At 71.5% G+C, this 23,626-nt stretch carries 21 protein-coding genes; 16 read left to right on the top strand and 5 right to left on the bottom strand.

Features of this window, described 5'->3' with window-relative positions; all coding sequences use genetic code 11:
- Positions 1 to 66: 66 nt before the first annotated feature.
- The 4 genes from gatC to ASF37_RS02670 are packed head-to-tail and all read left to right on the top strand — an operon-like array spanning position 67 to position 4,093.
- Positions 67 to 366: an Asp-tRNA(Asn)/Glu-tRNA(Gln) amidotransferase subunit GatC gene (gene gatC, locus ASF37_RS02685; protein WP_055967141.1), complete on the top strand. Its 300-nt coding sequence runs from the start codon at positions 67 to 69 to the stop codon at positions 364 to 366.
- A complete protein-coding gene (gene gatA, locus ASF37_RS02680; protein ID WP_056579006.1) occupies positions 366 to 1,862 on the top strand; it encodes an Asp-tRNA(Asn)/Glu-tRNA(Gln) amidotransferase subunit GatA in 1,497 nt (498 codons plus the stop codon). The genes gatC and gatA overlap by 1 nt, the downstream gene beginning before the upstream one ends.
- On the top strand, positions 1,859 to 3,394 hold the full coding sequence (gene gatB / locus ASF37_RS02675; protein WP_056576786.1) for an Asp-tRNA(Asn)/Glu-tRNA(Gln) amidotransferase subunit GatB: 1,536 nt from the start codon (positions 1,859 to 1,861) through the stop codon (positions 3,392 to 3,394). Before gatA ends, gatB begins: the two co-directional genes overlap by 4 nt.
- 39 nt (positions 3,395 to 3,433) lie before the next feature.
- Positions 3,434 to 4,093 (top strand): vancomycin high temperature exclusion protein, encoded by a 660-nt coding sequence (locus ASF37_RS02670; RefSeq protein WP_056579003.1) that lies wholly within the window; start codon positions 3,434 to 3,436, stop codon positions 4,091 to 4,093.
- Positions 4,094 to 4,105: 12 nt separating this feature from the next.
- On the opposite strand, the gene ASF37_RS02665 is transcribed toward ASF37_RS02670, so the two are convergent.
- Both ASF37_RS02665 and ASF37_RS02660 read right to left on the bottom strand, forming a co-directional pair.
- Positions 4,106 to 5,002: an alpha/beta fold hydrolase gene (locus tag ASF37_RS02665; protein ID WP_056576792.1), complete on the bottom strand. Its 897-nt coding sequence runs from the start codon at positions 5,000 to 5,002 to the stop codon at positions 4,106 to 4,108.
- 74 nt (positions 5,003 to 5,076) lie between these two features.
- Positions 5,077 to 5,928, bottom strand: coding sequence for a RimK family alpha-L-glutamate ligase (locus ASF37_RS02660; RefSeq protein WP_056554047.1), 852 nt, complete (start codon positions 5,926 to 5,928; stop codon positions 5,077 to 5,079).
- Positions 5,929 to 5,984: 56 nt separating this feature from the next.
- On the opposite strand from ASF37_RS02660, the gene ASF37_RS02655 reads away from it, so the two are divergent.
- The gene (locus ASF37_RS02655) at positions 5,985 to 6,665 is read left to right on the top strand and encodes a transcriptional regulator (protein ID WP_056576798.1); all 681 of its coding nucleotides are present in this window, start codon (positions 5,985 to 5,987) and stop codon (positions 6,663 to 6,665) included.
- Here the strand turns inward: ASF37_RS02655 and ASF37_RS02650 are convergent.
- A complete protein-coding gene (locus ASF37_RS02650; RefSeq protein ID WP_056576801.1) occupies positions 6,659 to 7,258 on the bottom strand; it encodes a Pycsar system effector family protein in 600 nt (199 codons plus the stop codon). The genes ASF37_RS02655 and ASF37_RS02650 overlap by 7 nt on opposite strands.
- A gap of 111 nt (positions 7,259 to 7,369) precedes the next feature.
- Between ASF37_RS02650 and ASF37_RS02645 the strand changes: the two genes are divergently transcribed.
- From ASF37_RS02645 to ilvC, 7 genes are all read left to right on the top strand, one after another.
- Positions 7,370 to 7,969 (top strand): hypothetical protein, encoded by a 600-nt coding sequence (locus tag ASF37_RS02645; RefSeq protein WP_056579001.1) that lies wholly within the window; start codon positions 7,370 to 7,372, stop codon positions 7,967 to 7,969.
- A gap of 57 nt (positions 7,970 to 8,026) precedes the next feature.
- Complete coding sequence (ilvD, locus tag ASF37_RS02640) at positions 8,027 to 9,745, top strand: dihydroxy-acid dehydratase (RefSeq protein ID WP_056554059.1); 1,719 nt, start codon at positions 8,027 to 8,029, stop codon at positions 9,743 to 9,745.
- 5 nt (positions 9,746 to 9,750) lie between these two features.
- Positions 9,751 to 11,211 carry an SDR family NAD(P)-dependent oxidoreductase gene (locus ASF37_RS02635; protein WP_056576807.1) on the top strand — a complete coding sequence of 487 codons (1,461 nt, stop codon included), beginning with the start codon at positions 9,751 to 9,753 and terminating at the stop codon, positions 11,209 to 11,211.
- A gap of 130 nt (positions 11,212 to 11,341) precedes the next feature.
- The gene (locus ASF37_RS02630) at positions 11,342 to 12,364 is read left to right on the top strand and encodes a hypothetical protein (protein ID WP_162239935.1); all 1,023 of its coding nucleotides are present in this window, start codon (positions 11,342 to 11,344) and stop codon (positions 12,362 to 12,364) included.
- A 360-nt stretch (positions 12,365 to 12,724) separates the two neighbouring features.
- A complete protein-coding gene (locus tag ASF37_RS02625) occupies positions 12,725 to 14,512 on the top strand; it encodes an acetolactate synthase large subunit (RefSeq protein WP_055967176.1) in 1,788 nt (595 codons plus the stop codon).
- Positions 14,512 to 15,045 carry an acetolactate synthase small subunit gene (ilvN, locus tag ASF37_RS02620; protein ID WP_055967178.1) on the top strand — a complete coding sequence of 178 codons (534 nt, stop codon included), beginning with the start codon at positions 14,512 to 14,514 and terminating at the stop codon, positions 15,043 to 15,045. The genes ASF37_RS02625 and ilvN overlap by 1 nt, the downstream gene beginning before the upstream one ends.
- Positions 15,046 to 15,083: 38 nt before the next feature.
- On the top strand, positions 15,084 to 16,109 hold the full coding sequence (ilvC, locus tag ASF37_RS02615; RefSeq protein ID WP_055967181.1) for a ketol-acid reductoisomerase: 1,026 nt from the start codon (positions 15,084 to 15,086) through the stop codon (positions 16,107 to 16,109).
- Between the two features lie 55 nt (positions 16,110 to 16,164).
- Here ilvC and ASF37_RS02610 read toward each other — a convergent pair whose 3' ends face one another.
- Positions 16,165 to 17,595: a PLP-dependent aminotransferase family protein gene (locus ASF37_RS02610; RefSeq protein ID WP_056578995.1), complete on the bottom strand. Its 1,431-nt coding sequence runs from the start codon at positions 17,593 to 17,595 to the stop codon at positions 16,165 to 16,167.
- Between the two features lie 260 nt (positions 17,596 to 17,855).
- On the opposite strand from ASF37_RS02610, the gene ASF37_RS02605 reads away from it, so the two are divergent.
- Positions 17,856 to 18,530: a YitT family protein gene (locus ASF37_RS02605; protein WP_056578992.1), complete on the top strand. Its 675-nt coding sequence runs from the start codon at positions 17,856 to 17,858 to the stop codon at positions 18,528 to 18,530.
- Here ASF37_RS02605 and ASF37_RS02600 read toward each other — a convergent pair.
- The gene (locus ASF37_RS02600; protein WP_055967188.1) at positions 18,511 to 19,074 is read right to left on the bottom strand and encodes an O-methyltransferase; all 564 of its coding nucleotides are present in this window, start codon (positions 19,072 to 19,074) and stop codon (positions 18,511 to 18,513) included. The two genes, ASF37_RS02605 and ASF37_RS02600, sit on opposite strands and share 20 nt — an antisense overlap.
- A 541-nt stretch (positions 19,075 to 19,615) precedes the next feature.
- Between ASF37_RS02600 and ASF37_RS02595 the strand changes: the two genes are divergently transcribed.
- From ASF37_RS02595 to ASF37_RS02585, 3 genes are all read left to right on the top strand, one after another.
- On the top strand, positions 19,616 to 20,713 hold the full coding sequence (locus tag ASF37_RS02595) for a 3-isopropylmalate dehydrogenase (protein WP_056578989.1): 1,098 nt from the start codon (positions 19,616 to 19,618) through the stop codon (positions 20,711 to 20,713).
- Between the two features lie 85 nt (positions 20,714 to 20,798).
- On the top strand, positions 20,799 to 21,896 hold the full coding sequence (locus tag ASF37_RS02590; RefSeq protein ID WP_055967192.1) for a branched-chain amino acid aminotransferase: 1,098 nt from the start codon (positions 20,799 to 20,801) through the stop codon (positions 21,894 to 21,896).
- 153 nt (positions 21,897 to 22,049) lie between these two features.
- Entirely contained in the window at positions 22,050 to 23,498 is a 1,449-nt protein-coding gene (locus ASF37_RS02585) for an aspartate ammonia-lyase (RefSeq protein ID WP_055967195.1), read from the top strand.
- The last annotated feature ends 128 nt before the right edge of the window (positions 23,499 to 23,626 follow it).

The following is a 23,626-nucleotide window of genomic DNA, read 5'->3' as shown; positions in this document are numbered from 1 at the left end:
GTGAACGCCAGGTGACACGTCACTACGATGGGTCGGTACCCGCACCCGAGCCTGCAAGGGAGACGCATGTCGTCGGCCATCTCGCGTGAGGACGTCGCCCACCTGGCGAGCCTCGCGCGCATCTCGCTCAGCGAGGACGAGCTGGACCGGCTCGGCGCCGAGCTCCCGGCGATCCTCGACCACGTCGCCGCCGTCCAGGAGGCCGCTGCCGACGACGTCGAGCCGATGAGCCACCCGGTGCCGATCAGCAACGTGTTCCGTGCCGACGAGGTCCGTCCCGGTCTGACGCCCGACGAGGCCCTCGCCGGTGCCCCGGCGAGCGAGGAGCAGCGCTTCCTCGTCCCGCAGATCCTCGGGGAGGAGTGATGAGCGACCTCACCCGGCTCGAGGCCGCCGAGATCGCCGACGGCCTCGTCGACGGCACCCTCACGTCCGTGGCCGTCACCCAGGCCCACCTCGACCGCATCGCCGATGTCGACGAGCGGCTCGGCGCCTTCCTGCACGTCGACGCCGAGGGCGCGCTGGCCACGGCGGCCGACGTCGACGCGCGGCGCGCAGCGGGCGAGCAGCTGGCGACCCTCGCCGGCGTCCCGGTGGCCGTGAAGGACCTCATCAACACCGTCGGCCAGCCCACCACGGCCGGTTCGCGCATCCTCGAGGGCTGGGTCCCGCCCTACGACGCGACCGTCGTCAGCCGTCTGCGTGCCGCGGGTCTGCCGATCCTCGGCAAGACCAACCTCGACGAGTTCGCCATGGGCTCGTCCAACGAGCACTCGGCCTACAAGCCGGCGCGCAACCCCTGGGACACCGAGCGCATCCCCGGCGGCTCCAGCGGTGGGTCCGCGGCCGCCGTGGCCGGCTACGAGGCGCCCCTGGCCCTCGGCACCGACACGGGCGGATCCATCCGCCAGCCCGGCGCCATGACCGGCATCGTGGGCGTCAAGCCGACGTACGGCGGTGTCTCGCGCTACGGCGTCATCGCCATGGCCAGCAGCCTCGACCAGGTCGGCCCGATGGCCCGCTCCGTGCTCGACGCCGCCCTGCTGCACGAGGTGCTCGCCGGACACGACCCGATGGACTCCACCAGCATCGACGCGCCCACGCCCGACGTCGTGGCCGCGGCCCGCCGCGGCGACGTCGCCGGGCTGCGCATCGGTGTCGTGAAGGAGCTCGGTGGAGAGGGCTTCCAGCCCGGCGTCCAGCAGCGCTTCGACGAGTCCGTCGAGCTGCTCGCCAAGGCGGGCGCCGAGGTCGTCGAGATCTCGTGCCCGAGCTTCGTGCACGGCATCGCCGCCTACTACCTGGTCATGCCGAGCGAGGTGTCCAGCAACCTGGCCCGCTTCGACGCCATGCGGTACGGCGTCCGCGTCGCGCCCGACGGCGTCGACGGCCCCAGCGCCGAGCAGGTCATGGCCGTCAGCCGTGACGCCGGCTTCGGCGACGAGGTCAAGCGCCGCATCATCCTCGGGACGTACGCCCTCTCGAGCGGCTACTACGACGCCTACTACGGCTCGGCGCAGAAGGTGCGCACGCTCGTCGCGCGCGACTTCGCGGCTGCGTTCGGGCAGGTCGACGTGCTGGTCTCGCCCACCGCTCCCACCACGGCCTGGCGCCTGGGGGAGAAGAGCGACGACCCGCTGGCCATGTACCTCGAGGACATCGCCACCATCCCGGCCAACCTCGCCGGAGTGCCGGGGCTCAGCCTCCCGGTCGGGCTCGCGAGCGACACGGGTCTCCCGGTCGGCGTGCAGGTGCTCGCCCCGGCCCAGGCCGACGACCGTCTGTACAACGTCGGGGCGGCCCTGGAGCGGCTCGTCGCGGCCCCCCAGCTGAGCGAGATCGATGCAGGAGCGACCCGATGAGCACCCAGAGCAGCAGCACGACCACACCGGCGCTCGTCCCGTTCGAGAAGGCGATCGAGCGCTACGACCCGGTCCTCGGGCTCGAGGTCCACGTCGAGCTGAACACCGCCACGAAGATGTTCTGCGGCTGCGCCACCGTGTTCGGCTCCGAGCCGAACACCCAGGTGTGCCCCGTCTGCCTGGGCCTGCCGGGCGCACTGCCCGTCGTGAACGCCAAGGCGGTCGAGTCGGCCATCCGCATCGGGCTCGCGCTCAACTGCGAGATCGCCGAGTGGTGCCGGTTCGCCCGCAAGAACTACTTCTACCCGGACATGCCGAAGAACTTCCAGACGTCGCAGTACGACGAGCCGATCGCCTTCGACGGCTACGTCGACCTCGACGTGCCCCTGCCGGACGGCGGGGTGGAGACGTTCCGCATCGAGATCGAGCGCGCCCACATGGAGGAGGACACCGGCAAGTCGCTGCACGTCGGCGGTGCCACCGGACGCATCCACGGCGCCGACCACTCGCTGCTCGACTACAACCGGGCCGGCATCCCGCTGATCGAGATCGTCACCCGCACGATCGAGGTGCCGGCCGACCGGGCCCCGCTCGTGGCACGCGCCTACGTCCAGCACCTGCGCGACCTCATGGTGGCGCTCGGCGTCTCCGACGCCCGCATGGACCAGGGTTCGCTGCGTGCCGACGTGAACCTGTCGCTCAAGCCCACTGGCTCGTCCACGCTCGGCACCCGCAGCGAGACCAAGAACGTGAACTCCTTCCGCTCGGTCGAGCGGGCGGTGCGCTTCGAGGTGTCTCGGCACGCGGGCGTGCTCGACGCCGGGCAGAGCATCCTGCAGGAGACGCGGCACTTCCACGAGTCCGACGGCACCACCTCGCCGGGTCGGCCCAAGTCCGACGCCGACGACTACCGCTACTTCCCCGAGCCCGACCTCGCGCCGGTCGCGCCGTCGCGCGCCTGGGTCGACGAGCTGCGGGGCACGTTGCCCGAGCCGCCGGCCGAGCGACGCAAGCGGCTGCAGGCGGAGTGGGACTTCACCGACCTCGACATGCGCGACACCGTGGGCGCCGGCGCGCTGGAGCTCGTCGTGGCCACGGTCGCGGCCGGGGCCACCCCGGCGTCGGCGAAGAAGTGGTGGCTCGGCGAGCTGGCGCGCCGCGCCAACGAGTCCGGCACCGGCCTCGACGAGCTGGGCGTCACGCCGGAGCAGGTCGCGGGCGTGCAGGCCCTGATCGATTCCGGTCGCGTCAACGACAAGCTCGCCCGACAGGTGCTGGAGGGCGTGCTGGCCGGCGAGGGCACGCCCGAGGAGGTCGTGACCGCGCGCGGGCTCGAGGTCGTGTCCGACGACGGCGCGCTCGGTGCTGCCGTCGACACCGCCATCGCGGCCAACCCCGACGTCGCCCAGAAGATCCGCGACGGCAAGGTGCAGGCCGCCGGTGCGCTCATCGGCGCCGTCATGAAGGAGATGCGGGGCCAGGCCGACGCCGGGCGCGTGCGCGAGCTGATCCTCGAGAAGCTCGGCGGATGAGCCCGTCACGATGACGAGCGCTCCGGACGGCGTCGGCCCGTGAGCCGGTCCACGTCGCGCGTCCTCCGGATCGCGGGTCTCGCCGTCACCGCGCTCGTCGGCTCGTCGGTGGTGGTCGCGAATCTCGTGGTCGTGGGTCGGACCTCCGGCGACCTGACGCGTGACGTCGACGACCTCGGCCCGGCCCAGGTCGTGATCGTGCCGGGTGCCGGCGTCTATCCGGACGGCACGCTCGGACGGCCCGTCGAGGAGCGCGTGCGCGCTGCCGTGGCCCTCCACGACGCGGGCCTCGTCGAGAAGATCCTCCTGTCGGGCGACAACGGCACCAGCACATACAACGAGCCCGACGCGATGCGTCTGGCCGTGCTCGAGGCCGGCGTGCCCGCGGCCGACGTCTTCACCGACTACGCGGGATTCAGCACGTGGCACACCATGCGGCGCGCCCGAGACGTGTTCGGGGTCGAGGACGCGATCGTCGTCACCCAGGGCGTCTACGCGGCACGGACGGTCGACCTGGGCGTCGCGGCCGGTCTCGACGTCGAGGGCTACGTCGTCAGCGAGGGCGGTCGACGTGCGCGCGAGTGGATCGCCCGCGTCCGCGGCCTCGGCGAGGCGACGTTCCGGCCCCGGGTCACCCCGGGCCCGGCCATCCCCATCACCGGTGACGGCCGCGCCTCGTGGGCGGACGAGCCGGCCTGAGCGGGTGCGGCCTCAGGCTCCGCGCAGCGCGTCGATGCGCTCGAGCAGCATCCGCAGCTCCTCGCGCACGACCTCGGGCTGCTCCACCGGGATGAAGTGCGTGGCGTCGAGCTCGCGGTAGCGGGAGCGCTTCACGGCCTGCGACGCGGTGTACATGTCGCGGGCGCCCGTGAGCACGTCCCACCGGCCGGAGACGAACGTGGTGGGCACGTCGATCGAGGAGAGCGAGACGCGGGAGTGCTCGGCCACGCCGAGCGCGAGCTTCGCGTACCAGGCGGGGTGGGTCGTGCAGAACTCCTTCACCATCGCCTGCAGCTCCGCGGTGTCGGCCGCGGGGTCGATGAGTCGGGTGCGACGCAGGATGTTGGTGGTGGAACGCGTCCACGGGATCCGGGTCGTGAGGGGGGCGATGCCGTGCCCGGTCACGGTGGTGATGCGCGCCAGGCCGACCATCAGCTGGCGCGCCAGGAAGGGCGGGACGTGCAGCGGTGCGAGCATCGTGCCGAAGGTGTTGCCCGGCACGCCCGCGACGGCCAGGATCCCCCTCACCCTGTCGGGGTGGCGCCCGGCCAGCTCGAAGGCCACGGTCACCCCGGCCGACCAGCTCAGCAGGGGGGCCGACTCGATCCCGGCGTGGTCCATGACCGCCAGGGCGTCCTCCACGTACGCGTCGAGATCGACCCGGCCGTCCTTGGGTCGGGCCGACCCGCCGACGCCGCGGTGGTTCCACGAGACGACGCGCACGCCGCAGTCCGGACGCAGCAGCGTGGGCCACGCGTAGGGGTTGGTCCCCAGCCCGTTGCACAGGAGCACGGTGGGGCCGTCGGCGTCGTTCGTCCAGGCCCTCAGGCGCGTGCCGTCGGCACTCGTCACGTCGTAGAAGCGCACGAGTCCGGGAGTCGAGGTCACGGGCGTCGATCCTGCCTCCTCCGGCCCCCGCCCGCAACGCGTTCGCCGGAACCGGTGCCTCGCGGCCGAACCACCTAGGCGCCGAGCCGACCCTGCAGGGCGGTCGCGAACGCCGCCGCGCCGGTGGGGGTGTGGTCGAGGAAGAACGACGGCTCGGTCAGCTCGAGCTCCATGAGTCGCAGGTCGCCGTCGGGTCCGGTCACCACGTCCACCCGGGCGTAGAGCAGGTCGTCGCCCACCAGGTCGCGTGCCACCGACACCGCGCGCTCGGCGAAGGCCACCTGCTCGGGTGAGGCGTCCCTCGACGCGATGTCCTCCTTCAGCTCGGGCAGCCCGCGTGGATCACCCTCGTCCACGAGCAGTGCGCCCTTGCGGAAGGCGTGGGAGTACGTCGGGCCGAAGAGCAGCAGACCGGTCTCGCCCTCGGTGTCGACGGAGGCGACGTACGGCTGGACCATGGTCGGCCGGCCGGCGTCGAGCAGGCTGCGGCTGTGGGCGACGGCCCGCTCGGGGTCGCTCCAGCGCGCCGTGTCGGCGGATCCGGCGGAGATGGTCGGCTTCACGACCCACTCGTCGGCCTCGGGCAACGCCTCGGCGGACCGGACGGACCAGGCCGTCTCGACCACGGCCACGTCGGCCTCGACGAGCTGCCGCAGGTACGTCTTGTCGGTGTTCCAGCGCAGCACGCCGGCCGGGTTCGCCAGCCGGGGCACGCTGTCGGCCCAGGCGAGGAACGCCTCGCGCCGCGGTACGTAGTCCCAGCACGAGCGCACGACCACGAGGTCGTAGGAGCCCCAGTCGACGTCGGGGTCGTCCCAGACGGCGGTCTCGGCGTCGATCCCGACCTCCGCGACGGCGGCGGTGAGCAGGGGGAGGTCGGCATCGACCTCGCGGAAGTCGGCCCCGCAGGCCCAAGCGATGCGCATCACCCCATCCTGCCAGGTCCAGGTTTTGTCTTACCTGAACGCATATGCTTATCTCCATGGTCGAGGTTCACACGCGGGTGACGGTGATCGTGGACCTCGTCGGGTCGCGTCGCCACGGTGATCGCGCCTGGGTGCACCGGGTGTTCACGCAGGCCCTGGCGGCGGTCAACGACGCGGTACCTGCCGAGCAACCCCTCGAGCCGACACTGGGTGATGAGGCCCAGGCCCGGTACCGCACGGTCGAGGAGGCCTTGCGGGCCACCCTGCTGCTCCGTCTGGAGCTGCCCGAGGCGCTCGATGCGCGGGCCGGGATCGGGGTGGGGGCCGTGCAGCACCTGGGAACGGGTGTGGTGGGGCTGCTCCAGGACGGCCCCGGATGGTGGGCGGCACGCGACGCCATCGACGAGGCGAAGGCCCGCGAGACCGCGCGGGACCGGACGCTGCGCACCTGGTTCGTCGTCGCGCCGGACGCACCCGCCGACCCGGACCGCCCCGACCAGGCGTACGTCGACGCGTTCCTGCTGCTGCGCGACGAGATCGTGACGGGCATGCCGGTCCGCTCCCGTCGCCTCCTGCGCGGTGTGCTCGACGGGCGCACCCAGGCCGAGCTGGCCGAGCGCGAGGGCATCAGCCCCTCCGCGGTCTCGCAGAACCTGCGTCGCAGCGGCGCCTACGCCGTGCTGCACGCCCACGCGCTGCTGCTCCAGGGCGCGGTGGCCGGCCCCGACCCTCAGTAGCCGGTGAGGGCGGCGAGCAGGAAGAACGGCACCGAGGCGCCCGCGAGGCGCATCGCCACCCTCACCCAGTGGTACTTGCGCGCCACGATCCGCGACAGCTCGTAGAGCTGGTGCCGGGTGCGGGCGGGCAGCGTCGGCGGGTGGGCGTCGAGGGTCTCGTCCAGGTCGTCACGGGAGGCGAAGGCCGCCACGTGCCCCCAGTAGTACACGTGCGCCGACGGCGGGGGAACGGTGAAGCGAGGCCAGACCGCGCACGCGGCAGCACCGACGGACCCGCCCGCGAGCAGTGCGCCCACGGTCCAGACGACGCGTCCGAACGGCTCGAGCTCCGCCGGGCTCCAGTCCCGGGCCAGCAGGCCCGCGAGCAGCGCACCGAAGCCGATGCCGAGGACGGCCAGCACCATGGACGCCTTGTGGTCGGCGGCGCCCACCTCGTTGCGGGCCTCGGCGAGGATGCTGAGCTCGACCTCCAGCGGCCCGGCCCCGACCGCTCTGTCGTGGTCGGGCGCGGTGACGTCGGCGGGCTCGGGCGCAGGCGAAGGCGCGTCGCCGGTGGTCGGGCGTCGGCTGACGTCGTCGGTCGCATCGGTCATGGCATCTCCTCGCGCGCCATCGTGCCACGGGGTGGCGACACCCCGCCGCATAATCAAGCCTCAGGGCTTGATTCACATGAATCAAGGCTCATGGGTTGATAGACTGCATCCATGTACGCCCTCACCATCGACCAGCGGGGGAGCCGGCTGTCCGACGACGGGGTGCCGGGGCTCCTCGACCTCCTCGCCGGCGCCGAGACCGTCCGCGCGTTCGAGCGCACCGTGGGCGACGAGGTCCAGGGCCTCGTCTCGGTGCCGGACGTCGCGGTCGAGGTGGTCACCCAGGTGGCCCGCACCGGCCACTGGTGGATCGGGGTGGGGGTCGGGGACGTCGACTCGCCGACACCGCCCTCGGTCCGCGCCGCTCGGGGTCCAGCGCTCTTCGCGGCTCGGATCGCGGTCGAGCGAGCAGCACGGTGCACCGCGGGCGTGGCGCTGGAGGCGGGTGAGGGTCGCGACGCCCAGGACGCCCTCGACGCCGAGACCGTCCTGCAGGTGCTGGGCCGGCTCGTCGTGGACCGGTCGCCGGACGGCCAGGAGGCGGTCGACGAGGTGCGGCGCCACGCCACGCAGCGAGCAGCCGCCGAGCAGCTCGGCATCTCGCCCCAGGCCATGAGCGCTCGCCTGCAGGTCGCGCGTCGCGACGACGAGGACCGCCTACGCGACCTGGCCGTCCGACTGCTCGCCCGCGCCGACGCCGCGACCTCCTGACCGGGTGTCGGTGGCAGCCGGGGACGGGGTCGCAGACCCCGGTCGTAGGATCAGCCCATGCCCAGCGAGACCCCCGAGAGCCGTCCTGCCCCGACGCCGGAGCCCGGCGTCGACATCAAGCCCCGCAGCCGCGACGTCACCGACGGCCTGGAGAAGACCGCCGCGCGCGGCATGCTGCGTGCCGTCGGCATGGGCGACGACGACTGGGTGAAGCCGCAGATCGGCGTCGCGTCGAGCTGGAACGAGATCACGCCCTGCAACCTCTCGCTCGACCGGCTCGCCAAGTCCGTGAAGACCGGCGTGCACGCCGCGGGCGGGTACCCGCTCGAGTTCGGCACCATCAGCGTCTCCGACGGCATCAGCATGGGTCACGAGGGCATGCACTTCTCGCTGGTGAGCCGCGAGGTGATCGCCGACTCCGTCGAGACGGTCATGATGGCCGAGCGACTCGACGGCTCCGTGCTGCTGGCCGGCTGCGACAAGAGCCTGCCCGGCATGCTCATGGCCGCCGCCCGGCTCGACCTCTCCAGCGTGTTCCTCTACGCCGGCTCGATCATGCCGGGCAACGTCGACGGCAAGGACGTCACGATCATCGACGCCTTCGAGGCCGTCGGTGCCTGCATGCGCGGTCTCATCACCCGCGAGGAGGTCGACCGCATCGAGCGGGCGATCTGCCCGGGCGAGGGCGCGTGCGGTGGCATGTACACCGCCAACACGATGGCCTCGGCCGCCGAGGCGCTCGGCATGAGCCTGCCCGGCTCGGCCGCCCCGCCGGCGCCCGACCGCCGTCGTGACGACTACGCCGAGAAGTCCGGCGAGGCCGTCGTCGAGCTGCTGCGTCGCGGCATCACCGCACGCGACATCATGACGCTCGAGGCGTTCGAGAACGCCATCACCGTCGTCATGGCGCTCGGCGGCTCCACCAACGCCGTGCTGCACCTGCTCGCGATCGCCCGCGAGGCCGGTGTCCCGCTCACGCTCGACGACTTCAACCGGGTCGGGGACAAGGTGCCCCACCTGGGCGACCTCAAGCCCTTCGGCCGCTACGTCATGAACGACGTCGACAAGGTCGGCGGCATCCCCGTGATCATGAAGGCGCTGCTCGACGCGGGGCTCATGCACGGCGACGTCATGACGGTCACCGGTCGCACCATGGCCGAGAACCTGGCTGACATCGACCTGGGTCTGGACGGCGACATCATCCGCCCGCTCGACGCGCCGATCCACAAGACGGGCGGCCTCACGATCCTGCGCGGCTCGCTCGCGCCCGAGGGAGCCGTGGTCAAGAGCGCCGGCTTCGACTCCGACGTCTTCACCGGGACGGCGCGGGTCTTCGACGGCGAGCGCGCCGCCATGGACGCGCTGGAGGACGGCACCATCGCCGCCGGCGACGTCGTGGTCATCCGCAACGAGGGTCCGAAGGGCGGTCCGGGCATGCGGGAGATGCTCGCGATCACCGGCGCCATCAAGGGCGCAGGCCTGGGCAAGGACGTCCTGCTGCTCACCGACGGCCGCTTCTCCGGCGGCACGACCGGCCTGTGCGTCGGGCACGTGGCGCCCGAGGCGGTCGACGGTGGACCGATCGCCTTCGTGGCCGACGGCGACCCGATCACGCTCGACGTCGCCAACCGGACCCTCGAGGTGGAGATCGACGACGACGAGCTCGAGCGTCGCAAGGTCGGCTGGGAGCCCATGGCCCCGAAGTACACGTCCGGCGTGCTCGCCAAGTACCGCAAGCTGGTCAGCTCCGCGGCGCACGGCGCCGTCACCGGGTAGCAGGAGTGGCCGACTTCACCGACGAGGAGCTCGCCACCGCCCTGAAGGTGCTCGGTGAGGCGCAGCACCTCACCGAGGACGACGCGTCGTACGTCGCGCTGCGTCGTGCCTGCGGTCGGTTCTACAAGGACGTCAAGAAGCAACGTCGCAAGGCGGCGCGGGACGCGACGGCCGCAGCCGATCGTGAGGTCGTGGAGCGGACCGCCACGGGCTCGGCGCAGCGCATCGACGACGAGACCGCCGGGATCGCCCTGACGTCCACGGCCCGCGGAGCGACCGCCGGGGTCCTGCAGGTGCCTCGCGGCTGCTACGTCTGCAAGCGCAAGTTCACGCTGGTCGACGCGTTCTACCACCAGCTCTGCCCGGAGTGCGCGGCCCTGAGCCACGCCAAGCGGGATGCGCGCACCGACCTCACGGGGCGTCGGGCGCTGCTGACCGGCGGTCGCGCGAAGATCGGCATGTACATCGCGCTGCGGCTGCTGCGCGACGGCGCCGAGACCACGATCACGACCCGGTTCCCGCGCGACGCGGTGCGGCGATTCGCCGGGCTGCCCGACAGCGCCGACTGGATGCACCGGCTCCGCGTGGTGGGCATCGACCTGCGTGACCCGGCACAGGTGGTCGGGCTGGCCGACGACCTCGCGTCCCGTGGTCACCTCGACATCCTCATCAACAACGCGGCGCAGACCGTCCGTCGCTCGCCGGGCGCGTACGGTCCTCTGGCCGAGGCGGAGGACGCCCCGCTCCCGCCCGGGCTGACCTACGAAACAGGCGGACCCGAGCTCGTCACGTTCGGCCACACGAGCGACCTGCACCCCGCCGCACTCGTCGGCTCGGTCGAGTCGCACCCCGTGCTGGCCGGCGACGCCTCGACGGCGGACGCGCTCACCGAGCGGACCCATCGTCTGGAGCAAGCGCTCACCGCGGGGTCGGCCGACCTCAGCCGGATCGACGCCGGGGGACTGGTGCCCGACGTCGTCGACACGAACAGCTGGGTGCAGACCGTCTCGGAGGTCGACGCGCTGGAGCTGCTCGAGGTCCAGCTGTGCAACCAGACGGCGCCGTTCCTGCTGATCAGCCGCCTGCGGCCTGCGCTCGCGGCCTCTCCCGCGCGGCGCACGTACGTCGTGAACGTCTCGGCGATGGAAGGACAGTTCTCCCGGCGGTACAAGGGACCCGGGCACCCCCACACGAACATGAGCAAGGCCGCGCTCAACATGCTCACGCGCACGAGCGCGGGCGAGATGCTGGAGTCCGACGGCATCCTCATGACCGCGGTCGACACGGGCTGGATCACCGACGAACGGCCGCACACCACGAAGGTCCGCCTGGCGGAGGAAGGCTTCAAGGCTCCCCTCGACCTGGTCGACGGTGCGGCGCGCGTGTACGACCCGATCGTGCGGGGCGAGGCGGGCGAGGACGTGCACGGCGTCTTCCTCAAGGACTACGACGTCTCACCCTGGTGAGCGTGGCCGGACGGTCCACTTGACCTAGGTCATGGACTTCGCCGGCTTTGGTCCCGGAAAGATCCGCGGAGCGGCGTCAGCGTCCTGGGGCGCCCTACTCTCCAAGAGCGGAGAGCAGGGGAGGGCCGCCATGTCGAGCAGGTCGAGGTTCGGTCGGGGCGTCGGACGCCTGGGTCGGATGGTCGTGGTCGTGGTCGCACCCGTCCTCGTGGCAGTGGCGCTGGTGGCTGGCCCCGCGGCGGCCGACGACTCCGGGGCAAACCTTGCGGGACGGCTCGTCCAGGCCGACGGCAGCGCCTGGGACGCCACGCCGTGGACGGTCACGGCCGTCCCCGTCGACGGTGCCGGTGACCAGGTCGACACCGCTGTCGCGAGCGACGGCTCCTACCGACTGGCCGGCGTCCGTGACGGCCGCTACCGGATCCGCGCCGTCCCGGCCGAGGAGAGGTCGGGCATCCCCGCGATGTGGCTCGGCGGGACGCTGCGCGAGGACGAGGCCACGGTCGTGGACGTCCGTGCGGGTCGTGACCTCGACGGACTCGACGTCGTCCGGTTCGACGGCAGCAACCTCCCGCGCCGAGCCACTGCCACCTGGAGGCCCTACGTCAAGGGCACGCCGAAGGTGGGATGGACCCTCACGGCGGACCCGCAGGAGTGGACGGTCGAGGACGACTGGTTCGGTGGACCGATGCCGGTCACCGACGACCTGTTCACCTTCCAGTGGCTCGCCGACGGCAGGCCCGTCGCCGGGGCCACGGATCGCACCTTCGCGCCCACGGCGAGGCAGCTCGGGCGCTCGCTCTCGGTCCGCGTCGGGGTGGACCTGCCCAACACGACCACGTCGAACGACACGAGCGCGAGCACCGCGGTGGTCGTGCAGGGCCGCAACGCCCCGTGCTCGCGGGTCACCCTGACCGGCAAGGCCAAGGTCGGCCGCACCCTCGTCGCCAGTCGGTCGCGGTGCTGGGCCGCGCCGGGGACCAAGGTCACCCACGTCTGGTACGCCGACGGTCGTCGGGTGGCGACCACGACCAGCCCTCGCCTGACGCTGCGCAAGAAGCTCCGCGGTGACCGGGTGAGCGTCCGCGTGGTCGCCACCGCCCCGGGCTACGCCAAGGCCACGGTGCGCACGACGACGCGCAAGGTCCGCTGACGCGGTGCCGCCCCCGGCCGGGGGTTCCGGGCCGTGGGTGGAAGAGGGCCCGGCGGGGGTTCCGGGCCGTGGGCGGAAGAGGGACCAGTCCGGATGCTGGTACGTCGCGTCTCAGTACTTGACCACGCCCCGGGCGAGGGCGAGACTGGGACGGTGCACGCCATGCTGCTCGTAGTAGATGTCTGACGCGACGACCCGCCGTCTCGCGTCACCCTCCGTACGCCATCATTGGCCGGAGGGTTTTTTCATGCGAGGACACCGTCGGGTCGGCGTCACGAGCGACCGGCGGCAGCACGACCACCACCCGGAACACCCAGCCCAGAACACCCGAGAACCGTGGACCGAAGCGAGGAACGACCGATGACGGAACAGGTCACGAGGCCGAGCACCGAGACGCTGACGGGTGCGCAGAGCCTCGTCCGCTCCCTCGAGCACGCCGGCGTCGAGGTCATCTTCGGCATCCCCGGCGGTGCGATCCTGCCTGCCTACGACCCGCTGTTCGACTCGAGCATCCGGCACGTTCTGGTGCGACACGAGCAGGGCGCCGGGCATGCCGCGCAGGGGTACGCCATGGTCACCGGCCGCGTCGGCGTCTGCATGGCGACCTCGGGCCCGGGTGCCACGAACCTCGTGACGGCCATCGCCGACGCGTACATGGACTCCGTGCCGGTCGTCGCGATCACCGGTCAGGTGTCGTCGAGCCTCATCGGCACCGACGGCTTCCAGGAGGCCGACATCCGCGGCATCACGATGCCGATCACCAAGCACAGCTACCTGGTCACCGACCCCGCCGAGATCCCGCGCGTGGTCGCCGAGGCCTTCCACATCGCGGGCACCGGACGTCCGGGGCCGGTGCTCGTCGACATCGCGAAGGACGCGCTGCAGGCCGCGACGACGTTCCACTGGCCGAACGAGCTCGCCCTGCCGGGCTACCGGCCCACGACCCGCCCGCACGGCAAGCAGGTGCGCGAGGCGGCACGGCTCATCGCGGCCGCCGAGCGGCCGGTGCTCTACGTCGGTGGCGGCGTCATCAAGGCCGACGCCGCGGCCGAGCTGGCCATGCTGGTCGAGCTGACGCAGATCCCCGTGGTCACCACGCTCATGGCGCGCGGCGCGTTCCCCGACTCCCACGAGCTGAACCTCGGCATGCCGGGCATGCACGGGACCGTGGCCGCGGTGGCAGCGCTGCAGAAGTCCGACCTGCTGATCTCGCTCGGCGCGCGCTTCGACGACCGGGTCACGGGCAACCTCGACACGTTCGCCCCCGGGGCCAAGGTCATCCACGCCGACATCGACCCGGCCGAGATCGGCAAGAACCGCGAGGTCGACGTGCCGATCGTCGGCGACTGCCGCGAGGTCATCGCCGACCTGGTGGTCACGTTGCGCAAGCAGGCCGAGGAGACCGGCGTGCAGGGGGAGTACGGACCCTGGCGCGAGCGGATGCTCTCGACCAAGGGCCGGTTCCCGGTCGGCTACGACAAGCCGTCCGAGGGGCTCGCGCCGCAGACCGTCATCGAGCGGATCAGCGCCATCGCCGGACCCGACGCCACCTACGCGGCCGGGGTCGGGCAGCACCAGATGTGGTCGACGCACTTCATCGACTTCGAGCGCCCGCGCCAGTGGCTGAACTCCGGAGGCGCCGGCACCATGGGGTACGCCGTGCCCGCGGCGATGGGCGCCCAGGTCGGGCTGCCCGACTCGGTCGTCTGGGCGATCGACGGCGACGGCTGCTTCCAGATGACCAACCAGGAGCTCGCCACCTGCGCGATCGAGGGCATTCCCATCAAGGTCGCGGTCATCAACAACTCCTCGCTCGGCATGGTGCGCCAGTGGCAGACCCTGTTCTACGAGGGTCGCTACTCCAACACCGACCTCAACACCGGTCCGGAGTCCATCGGCGCGCGCCGCATCCCCGACTTCGTGAAGCTCGCGGAGGCCTACGGGTGCGTGGGCCTGCGCTGCGACAGCGAGGACCAGCTCGACACCGTCATCAAGGAGGCCATGGCGATCACCGACCGCCCCGTCGTCATCGACTTCGTGGTCGAGCGCGACGCCATGGTCTGGCCGATGGTCGCGGCCGGCACGAGCAACGACGACATCAAGATCGCGCGCGACATGGCGCCCGAGTGGGACGACGAGGACCTCTGATGACAACGCAGCACACGCTCAGCGTCCTGGTGGAGAACACCCCGGGCGTCCTGGCCCGCGTCTCGAGCCTGTTCATGCGGCGCGGGTTCAACATCGACTCGCTCGCGGTCGGGCCCACGGAGATCCCCGAGATCTCCCGCATGACGATCGTCGTCAACGTCGACGAGCTGCCTCTCGAGCAGGTCACCAAGCAGCTCAACAAGCTCGTGAACGTGCTGAAGATCGTCGAGCTGGACTCGGCGTCGGCGGTCGAGCGCGAGCTCATGCTCATCAAGGTGCGCACGGACGCGCAGACCCGTGGACAGGTGCTCGAGACCGTGCAGCTGTTCCGTGCCAAGGTCGTCGACGTGTCCACCGATGCCGTCACCATCGAGGCGACGGGCGACTCGGGCAAGCTGACGGCCATGCTCAACGTGCTCGAGCCGTTCGGCATCCGCGAGATCGCCCAGTCCGGTCGCGTCGCGATCGGACGCGGCGCACGGTCCATCACCGACCGCACGCTGCGGACGGTGCCGGGCCACCAGAGCGCCTGACCACCCCACGAACCCATCCACGACACGAGGAGATACCAGTGGCCGAGTTGTTCTACGACGACGACGCAGACCTCAGCATCATCCAGGGCAAGCAGGTTGCCGTCATCGGCTACGGCAGCCAGGGACACGCCCACGCCCTGAACCTGCGCGACTCCGGCGTCGACGTCCGCGTCGGCCTCGCCGAAGGCTCCAAGAGCCGCGACAAGGCCGAGGCCGAGGGCCTGCGCGTGCTCAGCGTCGCCGACGCCGTCGAGGAGGCCGACGTCATCGTCGTGCTGACCCCCGACCAGGTGCAGCGTCACGTGTACGCCGAGTCCATCGAGCCCAACCTCGTCGACGGCGACGCGCTCGTGTTCGGCCACGGCTTCAACATCCGGTACGGCTACATCAAGCCGCCCGCCGGTGTCGACGTGCTGCTGGTGGCGCCGAAGGCTCCCGGCCACACCGTGCGCCGCGAGTTCGTCGCCGGCCGCGGCATCCCGGACATCATCGCCGTCGAGCAGGACGCCAGCGGCCAGGGCTGGGACCTCGCCCTCTCGTACGCGAAGGCCATCGGCGGCGCCCGCGCCGGTGTCATCAAGACGACCTTCACCGAGGAGACCGAGACCGATCTCTTCGGCGAGCAGGCCGTGCTGTGCGGCGGCATGTCGCACCTCGTGCAGGCCGGGTTCGAGACCCTCACCGAGGCCGGCTACCAGCCGGAGATCGCCTACTTCGAGGTGCTGCACGAGCTCAAGCTCATCGTCGACCTCATGTGGGAGGGCGGCATCGCCAAGCAGCGCTGGAGCATCTCCGACACCGCTGAGTACGGCGACTACGTCTCCGGACCGCGTGTGGTCGACTCCTCGGTCAAGGAGCGCATGCAGGCCGTGCTCGCCGACATCCAGGACGGCACGTTCGCCAAGCGCTTCATCGACGACCAGGACGCCGGCGCCCCGGAGTTCCTCGCCCTGCGCGAGCAGGAGGCCGGTCACCCGATCGAGGCCACCGGCAAGGTGCTGCGCTCCCACTTCTCGTGGAAGCAGTCCGACGACGACTACGTCGAGGGTTCGGCAGCTCGCTGATCGCCCCACCTCGCAGCAGGAAGGCCCCCGTCCCTCGGACGGGGGCCTTCCTGCGTCAGGCGATGAGGTCGACCCTCGTGCCGGTCGGCTCGCAGCGTCGACCGGAGACGACGGCCGACCAGGCACTGGCGAGGCGCTGGACGGCCTCGACGCCCACGTGCTCGGCGGAGGTGCAGGGCAGCCGGAGCCGACGTTCGCCGGCGCTGGGAGCGCCGAGCGTGAACCGAGGGCCGGGCGTGAGCAGCAGCCCCTCCTGCGCGGCCGCGGCGACGAGCCGGCTCGACGAGCGTGAGGGGAGGCCGACCCAGAGGTTCGGCCCACCGGGCGGCACGGGCACGTCCCAGTCCGGGAGGTGGGCGGCCAGCGCCTCGACCATGGCGGCGCGCTGTCGGCGCAGTCGCACCACGGCCTCGTCGAACAGGTGCTGGTCGTGGCGGAGCACCTCGGCGGCCACGAGCTGGTCGAACGCGGCGGTGCCGAGGTCGTGGCGCATGCGCGACTGGAGCAGGGCTGTCACGTGACGGCGGGGCGCGCGGATCCAGCCGATCCGCAGCCCACCCCAGAGGACCTTCGACAGGGAGTCGACGACGATCGCGTCCGGGTCGTGCGCGGCGTACGACGCGGGCAGCCCCTCCCCGGCGAGGTCGAGCCGACGCATCGACTCGTCCACGACCGTGAGCACCTGGTGCCGGCGCAGCGTGTGGGCGAGCCGGAGTCGTGTCTCCACGGGCATGACGGCACCGGTGGGGTTGTGGAAGTCGGGGATCAGGTACGCGGCCTCCACGTGGGGTGCGGCCGCTGCGGCCGCGTCGGCGTCCCACGGGTCCTCGCCGATGGGCAGGGGAGTGGTGCGGTAGCCGAAGCCGGTCAGCGACTCGACGCCGTGCGGGTAGCTGGTGCCTTCCACGAGCAGACCGGCACCGGGTCGGCCGAACGTGCGACCGATCAGCGAGATCGCACCCTGTGCCCCGTTGGTGACGATGACCTGGTCCGGGTCCGTCGGCAGCCCTGCGGCGACGTACCCCTCGGCGATCACCTCGCGCAGCGCGGGCAGTCCGTCGGGCAGGTAGCCCGACGTCGTGAGGAGCGACGGGAGCTGCTCGGCGGCGGCGCCGAAGGCCCGGGTGAGGCCGGACGGGCCGGTGGGGGCGGAGAAGGTCAGGGCGATGGTGTCGGGGTCGTCGGGATCGACGATGAGGCTGCTGGCGGTGGTGGAGCTCGTCGGCACCCGGAGCACGCTGCCGCTTCCCTGGCGGGAGTGGAGCACGCCACGGCGACGCAGCTCGTCGTACGCGCGGGTCGTCGTGGTGCGACTCAGCCCCATGGCCTGGGCCAGCGAGCGCTCGCTGGGCAGCCGGGTGCCGTCGAGCAGGCGGCCGTCGACGACCAGCAGACGGATCGTATCCGCGAGGTTCCGGTAGGCCGGTCCGTCGGGCAACGTCCCGATCATGGCGGCGAGCCGGAAGGCGGAGGTGCTGGGGTCCACACCACCAGCATGCGGGATGATTGGACCTGACCGAAAGGGCCACTTGACCTCGAGTGGCTGCGTCCATGATCCGCGAAGTGGCTCTGGTCGATCAGGCCACCTGCGGTCCAGGCTCGGCTCATGATCACCTTCTGGCTCCTCCTCGTCCTGGTGCCGTCGGCTCTTCTGGGGCTGGCGGTCGGCATGCGTGTCCTGGCCGGTGACGGGCTCGGCCTGCGACCGCCTCCGCTCGTCAGTGACGACCAGGAGAGGATGCGCTCATGGCCACGGTGAACCTCGCTCGCGCCCTTCGAGGGCGGCGGATGACGCGTCGCATGGTGCAGCTCGTGATCGGTCTGTGGCTCTACGGGGCCACCATGGCCCTGCTGGTGGAGTCCGGTCTCGGCCTCGACCCCTGGGACGTGTTCCACGAAGGGCTGACGCACCACCTGCCCCTCACGTTCGGCCAGGTGGTGATCCTGGTGGGTGCGGTGCTGCTGCTCCTGTGGGTCCCGCTGCGTCAGCGCCCCAGCATCGGCACGGTGCTCAACGTGGTGCTGATCGGCATCGCCGTCGACGTCACGCTCGCCCTGCTCCCGACGCCCGACGCGCTCGGCGTCCAGGTCGGCTTCCTCCTCGTCGGCGTGGTGGGCAACGGGATCGCCGGGGCCCTCTACATCGGGGCGGACCTCGGGACCGGGCCGCGCGACGGACTCTGGACCGGGATCGTGCGGCGCACCGGTCGCAGCGTGCGGCTCGTGCGGACCAGCCTCGAGGTCACGGTGCTGGTGGTCGGGTTCGTCCTCGGGGGCACCGTGGGCGTCGGCACCGTGCTCTACGCGCTCGCGATCGGTCCCGTGGTGCAGCTGTTCCTGCCGCTCACGCAGGTGCGCCGGCCCGAGCGGCCCGGCGCCTCGGCGCCTGGTCCGGAACCGGTCAACGACGTGTCGCGATGACGAGGGACGCGCCCTCGTCGATGAGCAGCTCGACCGCGGCGAACCGGTCGTCGGTCAGCCACTGCTCGCGCACCACGTCGACCTGACCGTCGACGATCGGTGGCCAGTGGACCGACGGCACGAAGTCGTCGAGCACCACGATGCCGCCGGGCTGCATCAGGTCGGCCAGCACGTCGATCTGCTCCATGACCTCGCGCACGTCGACGAACAGCAACGAGAACGGGGCGTACTGCTCGAGCGTCGACCAGTCGCCCGCGACGATCTCGACGTTGTCGACGTCGGCGAAGATCTTCTGGACGTCGCCCGCGAGGGAGGGATCGAGCTCGGCGCTCACGATCCTGGCGGCCTTGGGTGCGCCGCTGGACAGCCAGGCCGAGCCGACGCCGGTGCCGGTGCCCAGCTCGGCGAGCGTGCCCTCGCGAGACGCGGCGAGCGCCGCCAGGAGTCGGCCCGTCTCGTGGCGGGTCGACGTGATGAACCCCCGCTGCCGGGCGAGGTCGAGCGACCGCGCCACGAGGTCGGGGATCTGCGAAGGAGCGCTCACCTCGCCAGTCTGGCACCCGTGCGCGCGGCGCCGACCTCCGCCGTCTCATCGGGCGAGACACGCAGGGCAACCTGCCCTGCGGTCGACGTGGCTGGCCGTACCCTGGTCCCATCATGCGGAAGCAGCTCGTAGTCATCGCTTGCCGCGGCAGGGCCTCGTAGGGCCCACCCTGCCGCGGAGTTTGGCGTTTGGCCCGACTGTTCCGCCGCAGGCTTGAATCGCCTCGCACGGGGATCACGACCTGATTCCCTCTCCTGATCCATCCGATCACCCTCGGATGTCGTCGCCCGTGGAGCAGTCGGACCGGTGCCGGACCCGCCCATCGTCTCGATGGAACCCGTCCGTCCGATCCAGCACGACCTCAGGAGAGACCATGAACAGCTACCCGATCGAGTGGGGACCCGCCCACCTGCGCGACGACGCCGTGACCCCTGCCGCCGAGCCGTCCGAGCGTCCCGACGACAACTGATGACGGCTCCGCGACGTCCATCCTCTGGGACCGCGGTTTCAGATCATGAGACGCGACTTCTAGGATGAGGCCATGACGCGCTCCTACTCGCTCGCCGTCGTCCCCGGCGACGGCATCGGTCCCGAAGTCACCACCCAGGCCCTCACGGTGCTGCGCGCCGTGGCGGCCCAGCACGACCTGTCGTTCGACACGGTCGAGTACGACCTGGGTGCGCGCCGATACCACGCCACCGGGGAGACCCTCCCGGACGCGGTGCTGGAGGAGATCCGCGGCCACGACGCGATCCTGCTCGGCGCCGTGGGCGATCCGAGCGTCCCGTCGGGCGTGCTCGAGCGAGGACTGCTGCTGCGGCTGCGCTTCGAGCTCGACCACTACGTCAACCTGCGGCCCAGCACGCTGTACCCCGGCGTTCCCACGCCGCTCGGATCCCAGGTCACCGACCGCGGACCGATCGACTTCGTGGTCGTGCGCGAGGGGACCGAGGGGCCGTACGTCGGCAACGGCGGGGCCATCCGCGTGGGCACGCCGCACGAGCTGGCGACCGAGGTGAGCGTGAACACCGCCTTCGGCGTGGAGCGCGTCGTGCGAGACGCGTTCGCCCGAGCGCAGGCGCGTCCGCGCAAGAAGCTCACGCTCGTGCACAAGAACAACGTGCTCGTGCACGCCGGTCACCTCTGGAGCCGCACCGTCGACGCGGTCGGCCGGGAGTTCCCGGAGGTGAGTGTCGACTACCTGCACGTCGACGCCGCCACGATCTTCCTCGTGACCGACCCGGGGCGCTTCGACGTGATCGTCACCGACAACCTGTTCGGCGACATCCTCACCGACCTCGCGGCCGCGGTCACCGGTGGCATCGGCCTGGCGGCGAGCGGCAACGTGAACCCCGACCGCACGGCTCCGAGCATGTTCGAGCCGGTGCACGGGTCCGCACCCGACATCGCGGGTCAGTCCAAGGCCGACCCGACGGCGGCCATCCTGTCGGGCGCGCTGCTGCTCGAGCACCTCGGCCACCCCGAGGCCGCCCACCAGGTCAGCCAGGCCGTCGAGGCCGACATCGCTGCTCGTGGGGCGGGTGCCCACGACGCCGCCCCGCGCAGCACCGAGGAGGTGGGGGAGGCCATCGCCGCGCGCGCCAGCGCGGCAGCGGCCGAGGGCGTAGCGGTGGGCTGACCCCCACCGCGAGCCCCGTCGGGGACCCCACGGGGGCCCCGAGGGGCCGTGCCCCCTCGACCCCGGAAGGACTACCGTGTCCAGCATGACCACCGCACCGTTCGCCAGCACCCTCGAGCTCAACCAGGCTGCCCGGACGGACGCCGAACGGGAGGCGATCCTCGCCTCGCCGGGCTTCGGCAACCACTTCACCGACCACATGTTCCTCACCGAGTGGACGCCCGAGGCCGGCTGGCACGACGCGCGCGTCGTGCCCTACGGTCCGTTGCAGCTCGACCCCGCGACCGCGGTCCTGCACTACGCGCAGGAGATCTTCGAGGGGCTCAAGGCCTACGCGTGGGCCGACGGGTCGATCCGGGTGTTCCGCCCCGAGCAGAACGCGGCGCGGCTCCAGCGCTCGGCGCAGCGACTCGCGCTGCCCCAGCTGCCCGAGGACTGGTTCCTCGGCTCCATCGGCGCGCTGGTCGAGGCCGACCGCAGCTGGGTGCCCCAGGGTGGCGAGACGAGCCTGTACCTGCGTCCGTTCATGTTCGCCTCCGAGGTCTTCCTCGGGGTGCGTCCGAGCCAGCACGTCACCTACTGCGTCATCGCCTCACCGGCCGGTGCGTACTTCCCCGGCGGCGTCGAGCCGGTCTCCATCTGGCTGTCCTCGGAGTACTCGCGTGCCGGTGCGGGCGGCACGGGCGCGGCCAAGTGCGGCGGCAACTACGCCGCGAGCCTGCTCCCGCAGCAGGAGGCCACCGCGCACGGTTGCCAGCAGGTCGCCTTCCTGGACTCGGTCGAGCACCGCTGGGTCGAGGAGCTCGGAGGGATGAACCTGTACTTCGTCCAGTCCGACGGGTCGATCGTCACCCCCGAGCTCTCGGGCTCGATCCTCGAGGGCATCACCCGCGACTCGATCCTCCAGATCGCCCGCGACCTCGGCCACGAGGTCGTCGAGCGTCGGGTGAGCATCGAGGAGTGGCGCGAGGGCACCGCCGACGGCACCATCACCGAGGTCTTCGCCTGCGGCACCGCTGCCGTCGTCACGCCCGTGGGCGTGCTCAAGTGGGACGGCGGCGAGGCGGTGGCCGGCGACGGCGGGGCCGGCAAGGTCACCCTGGACATCCGCTCCGCCCTCGTCGACGTGCAGTACGGCCGCGCCGAGGACCGGCACAACTGGATGCGCCCGGTCACAGACTGAACCGCGCACGACACGACCCCGGGTGCTGGCGCGCCCGGGGTCGTTCTGGTCAGATGGGTGCGACCACGGTCACCTGCGGCGATCCCGCGACGTGACCCACGAGAACCAGCGGCGGACCCCACCCTCGGCCCGTCCCTGCGACGGAAGGACGACATGACGCTCTCGACCAGCCGGGCTGCGGAGCAGCCGGCGGCACCGGACGGCACCACGCGACGCGAGCACGACCTCATCGGCGACCGCGACGTCCCCGTCGACGCCTACTGGGGCGTCCACACGCTGCGCGCCACCGAGAACTTCCCCATCACCGGCATCCCGATCGGCCAGAGCCCGTTCCTGATCGAGGCGCTCGCGGCGGTCAAGCAGGCCGCCGCGACCACCAACCACCAGCTCGGGCTGCTCGACGACGAGCGCTTCCGTGCCGTCGAGCAGGCGTGCGAGGAGATCAGGGCCGGGGAGCTGCACGACCAGTTCGTCGTCGACGTCATGCAAGGTGGCGCGGGCACGTCCACGAACATGAACGCCAACGAGGTCATCGCCAACCGTGCGCTCGAGATCCTGGGCCACACCAAGGGTGACTACGCCCGGGTCCACCCCAACGAGCACGTCAACCTGAGCCAGTCCACCAACGACGTGTACCCGACGGCCGTCAAGATCGCGATCATCCTGGCGACCCACTCCCTGCTCGACGCGATGCTCGTGCTGCAGGCGTCGTTCGCCGCGAAGGCCGAGGAGTTCCGCGGTGTGCTGAAGATGGGCCGAACCCAGCTGCAGGACGCGGTCCCGATGACGCTCGGCCAGGAGTTCTCCACCTACGCGGTGATGCTCGGCGAGGACCACAGCCGCCTCACCGAGGCGGTGGCGATGCTGCACGAGATCAACCTCGGTGCGACGGCGATCGGCACCCAGCTCAACGCGCCGGTCGGCTACGTGCCCATCGCCTGCGAGCACCTGGCGCGCATGACCGGGCTGCCGCTCGTGAGCGCCGTCGACCTCATCGAGGCCACGCAGGACTGCGGCGCGTTCGTCCAGCTGTCGGGCGTGCTCAAGCGGGTCGCGGTGAAGATCAGCAAGATCTGCAACGACCTGCGTCTGCTCTCGTCGGGTCCGCGAGCGGGTCTCAACGAGATCAACCTGCCGGCGGTGCAGGCCGGCTCGAGCATCATGCCCGGCAAGGTGAACCCGGTGATCCCCGAGGTGGTCAACCAGGTGGCGTTCCAGGTCATCGGCATGGACGTCACGGTCACGATGGCGGCCGAGGGTGGTCAGCTGCAGCTCAACGCCTTCGAGCCGGTCATCTGCTACTCGCTCTCGTCGGGCATCTACCGCATGCGCGAGGCCATGCTGGTGCTCGCGCGTCGCTGTGTCGACGGGATCACCGCCAACGAGGAGCTGCTGCGCCAGGAGGTCGAGAACTCGATCGGCCTCGTCACCGCCCTCAACCCGTTCATCGGGTACGCCGCGGCCACCGAGGTCGCGATGGAGGCGCTGGCGACCGGCCGCGGCGTGGCCGAGCTGGTGCTGGAGAAGAAGCTGCTCCCGCCGGAGCAGCTGCACGCGATCCTGCAGCCCGAGGTGCTCGCCAACCTGACGCCCCGCGCCTGACAGACGTCCTGCGGCTGCGCTGCGTGCAGTCGTGTTGGGCTTGGTGCTGCGCTGCCTGGTTCGTCTCGACGTGCTGGTGCGCTGCTTCGGCTCGCGCCGGGGTCGGCCCCCGAAAGGGCCTCGACCGG

Source organism: Aeromicrobium sp. Leaf289, from assembly GCF_001423335.1.
In the GTDB taxonomy this organism is placed as follows: Bacteria; Actinomycetota; Actinomycetes; order Propionibacteriales; family Nocardioidaceae; genus Aeromicrobium.
This window is presented reverse-complemented; position numbering and strand designations above follow the sequence as displayed.

Coding starts and splice junctions, on each gene's coding strand:
- ASF37_RS02630 (WP_162239935.1), top strand. CDS start 11,342: ATGTCGAGCAGGTCGAGGTTCGGTCGGGGCGTCGGACGCCTGGGTCGG.
- ilvD (WP_056554059.1), top strand. CDS start 8,027: ATGCCCAGCGAGACCCCCGAGAGCCGTCCTGCCCCGACGCCGGAGCCC.
- ASF37_RS02655 (WP_056576798.1), top strand. CDS start 5,985: ATGGTCGAGGTTCACACGCGGGTGACGGTGATCGTGGACCTCGTCGGG.
- ASF37_RS02605 (WP_056578992.1), top strand. CDS start 17,856: ATGGCCACGGTGAACCTCGCTCGCGCCCTTCGAGGGCGGCGGATGACG.
- gatA (WP_056579006.1), top strand. CDS start 366: ATGAGCGACCTCACCCGGCTCGAGGCCGCCGAGATCGCCGACGGCCTC.
- ASF37_RS02595 (WP_056578989.1), top strand. CDS start 19,616: ATGACGCGCTCCTACTCGCTCGCCGTCGTCCCCGGCGACGGCATCGGT.
- ASF37_RS02590 (WP_055967192.1), top strand. CDS start 20,799: ATGACCACCGCACCGTTCGCCAGCACCCTCGAGCTCAACCAGGCTGCC.
- ilvN (WP_055967178.1), top strand. CDS start 14,512: ATGACAACGCAGCACACGCTCAGCGTCCTGGTGGAGAACACCCCGGGC.
- ASF37_RS02650 (WP_056576801.1), bottom strand. CDS start 7,258: ATGACCGATGCGACCGACGACGTCAGCCGACGCCCGACCACCGGCGAC.
- gatB (WP_056576786.1), top strand. CDS start 1,859: ATGAGCACCCAGAGCAGCAGCACGACCACACCGGCGCTCGTCCCGTTC.
- ASF37_RS02585 (WP_055967195.1), top strand. CDS start 22,050: ATGACGCTCTCGACCAGCCGGGCTGCGGAGCAGCCGGCGGCACCGGAC.
- ASF37_RS02660 (WP_056554047.1), bottom strand. CDS start 5,928: ATGCGCATCGCTTGGGCCTGCGGGGCCGACTTCCGCGAGGTCGATGCC.
- gatC (WP_055967141.1), top strand. CDS start 67: ATGTCGTCGGCCATCTCGCGTGAGGACGTCGCCCACCTGGCGAGCCTC.
- ASF37_RS02625 (WP_055967176.1), top strand. CDS start 12,725: ATGACGGAACAGGTCACGAGGCCGAGCACCGAGACGCTGACGGGTGCG.
- ASF37_RS02645 (WP_056579001.1), top strand. CDS start 7,370: ATGTACGCCCTCACCATCGACCAGCGGGGGAGCCGGCTGTCCGACGAC.